Raw genomic sequence first — 2,229 nt, forward strand, 5'->3', positions numbered from 1 at the left:
GTAACCGCCAAATAACAAGGTATATTGAAAAAGGCTCCAAAGTCCTGTTGACTCTGGAACCTTTTTCTATTTACATGCTCTCTTAATATTTTTATCCCATGGCAAATAGGCTTCTAAAACCTCCTTTTTTGAGAGCGTCTCCTCGTTAGGTAAGTGTTCTAGAAGATAAGTCATATATTTCTCTGCGTCAAGTCCATGCCTCTTGGCAGTTTCTAAAAGACTCAGAATGACAGCTGTAGACTTGGCGCCCTCAAAGCTCTGAGAAAACAGCCAATTTTTTCGGCCCATAACCAAGGTCTTCATTGCCCTCTCAGCCATATTATTGGACAGGACTAAGTCACCGTCCGAGAGAACGGTTCGGAATGTGGCTTCGTAGTTGAGGCTATACTCTATTGCAGTGCCCAATTTGGAGCCTGACAAGACGGCCTGATTGCGACACCAGTCAAAGAACTCATCCATCAAGGGTGCCAACTCTGTTTGTCGTTTATGCAGTCGCTCCTCGCTAGACAAGTCAGCCCAGTCACTCTCCAAGGCAAACAGGCGGTCGCAATAAGCTAAACCTTTAGCTCCTAAAGAAGTCTTGTCTGTCTTCTTAGGAGTCGCATCAAAGAACTTTCGTCTGACGTGAGCCCAACAACCAACCAGCTGAGCCTTGTCTAATTGGCGATAAGCACTCCACATATCACAATGTACGTAGCCCGCATAGTCCCCAAGAAATTCCTCCACAACCAAGCCACTCCGACGCTTGTCATGATGATAGAGGGTGATTCCCTTTCTCTCATGCTTCCCAGACAAGAAGGTCCAGTAGAATGTCAACTGGCTATCATTTTCTAAGACCTTGTAGGAGGTTTCATCCGCATGGAGAATAGGTTGCTCCAACAATTTCTCGTGCAACAGGTTATAAATCGGCTCGAAATAATACTGACTAGACTTGATGTGCCAGTTGGCTATTTCCTTCCGACTGATGGGCAGACCAAGCTTATGCCAGTCCTCTTCCTGACGGTAATTGGGTATCTTCAGATTGAATTTCTGGTGAATGGTGTGGGCGATGATGGAAGCCGAACCCAGGCTATGTGCCAAAGGTGCCTTAGGAACGGGAGCCTTGATAATCTTATCGCTTAGATTCTTCTGACTACATGCCTGACACTTGTATGCGTGTTGAACATGATCAATCCGCTTTAATTGTGCGGGAATGAAGACCAACTCTTGTCGTTGAACAGTAGAACCAATCTCCTTCAACTGACCATGACAGTCTGGACAAGTGCAGTCTTTGCCCTGCAATTCGTGATGAACAATCTCTGGAGTGAATTGACTAAAAATAGCCTGACGAACTCCCTTAGCTTTCTTGCGTTTATAAGTAATCGTTTCTGTTTCAACTGGGTAAGTCAGCTTCTTCTTCAGGGAGGCTTTCCTCCCCAAACAAGCTCAACTGACCAGGTTGATACACGACCTTCTCTGATGATTTTCCGTAAAGTTTCTGTCTCAGATACTCAACCTGTTCACGAAGGAGGGTTAGCTCGTTGGTCATGATTTCAATAGTTTTTGTTAGACTTTCAATCACTTTATCTTGTGACTCCATGGACTTACCTCCTTCTTTTTATCTCATTATACACAAAGAAAAGCCATGATTTCAATAGAAATCACGACTTTTTGAAACATTTATTTTTGGAATGATAGAAAATCCTTTCATGAGCCAATCTACTTGTTCGGAAGTTAGAGCCTTGACCTCTTCTTCATTGTTTGGCCAGGTCAATTTCCCATTTTCAAAACGTTTATACAATAACCAAAATCCCTGTCCATCCCAATAAAGAGCCTTGAACCGGTCTTTTCGACCTCCGCAGAAGAGATAGACCTGACCGGAGAAGGGATCCAGATTAAATTGACTTTTGACAAGATAGGCGAGAGAGTCAATCCCCTGACGCATATCCGTTTTCCCGCAAACCAAGTAGACTTGACCTAAATCACTGAGTCTGATGGTCATAATGCAGCACCTTATCCAAAATCATTTCCATTACTTCAGGGTTGATAGATTGGAAAAATGTGACTTCCGTTTTTCCGAGACGAATTTTCATCAGAATATCGTTTCTGCTTTTCTTTTCAAAGCGGCGAGATTGGGGAATAGTCAATGGGACGATGGGCTGAGACATAATGAATCCTCCAGTTTGTTTTTTATAACAGTATACTGGAGTAAGGAATGAGTGGATAGATACCTTGTTATTGGGCGGTTAC

General features: G+C 43.4%; 4 protein-coding genes. All 4 read right to left on the bottom strand.

What is annotated here, in order from left to right; all coding sequences use genetic code 11:
* Positions 1 to 66 precede the first annotated feature (66 nt).
* The 4 genes from RFK25_RS11365 to RFK25_RS11380 are packed head-to-tail and all read right to left on the bottom strand — an operon-like array spanning position 67 to position 2,147.
* Positions 67 to 1,419, bottom strand: coding sequence for an IS66-like element short variant transposase (locus RFK25_RS11365; RefSeq protein ID WP_332413533.1), 1,353 nt, complete (start codon positions 1,417 to 1,419; stop codon positions 67 to 69).
* Positions 1,373 to 1,579: a hypothetical protein gene (locus RFK25_RS11370; RefSeq protein ID WP_002939754.1), complete on the bottom strand. Its 207-nt coding sequence runs from the start codon at positions 1,577 to 1,579 to the stop codon at positions 1,373 to 1,375. The genes RFK25_RS11365 and RFK25_RS11370 overlap by 47 nt, the downstream gene beginning before the upstream one ends.
* A 51-nt stretch (positions 1,580 to 1,630) precedes the next feature.
* Positions 1,631 to 1,981 (bottom strand): IS66 family insertion sequence element accessory protein TnpB, encoded by a 351-nt coding sequence (tnpB, locus tag RFK25_RS11375; protein ID WP_061631536.1) that lies wholly within the window; start codon positions 1,979 to 1,981, stop codon positions 1,631 to 1,633.
* The gene (locus tag RFK25_RS11380) at positions 1,962 to 2,147 is read right to left on the bottom strand and encodes a hypothetical protein (RefSeq protein WP_073259459.1); all 186 of its coding nucleotides are present in this window, start codon (positions 2,145 to 2,147) and stop codon (positions 1,962 to 1,964) included. The genes tnpB and RFK25_RS11380 overlap by 20 nt, the downstream gene beginning before the upstream one ends.
* Positions 2,148 to 2,229 lie beyond the last annotated feature (82 nt).

Origin of the sequence: Streptococcus sp. SS-4456, assembly GCF_036680365.1 — a bacterium.
Lineage (GTDB): Bacteria > Bacillota > Bacilli > Lactobacillales > Streptococcaceae > Streptococcus.

Bases quoted from the DNA above. Each gene is read 5' to 3' on its own strand.
- tnpB (WP_061631536.1), bottom strand. From the start codon at position 1,981: ATGACCATCAGACTCAGTGATTTAGGTCAAGTCTACTTGGTTTGCGGG.
- RFK25_RS11370 (WP_002939754.1), bottom strand. From the start codon at position 1,579: ATGGAGTCACAAGATAAAGTGATTGAAAGTCTAACAAAAACTATTGAA.
- RFK25_RS11380 (WP_073259459.1), bottom strand. From the start codon at position 2,147: ATGTCTCAGCCCATCGTCCCATTGACTATTCCCCAATCTCGCCGCTTT.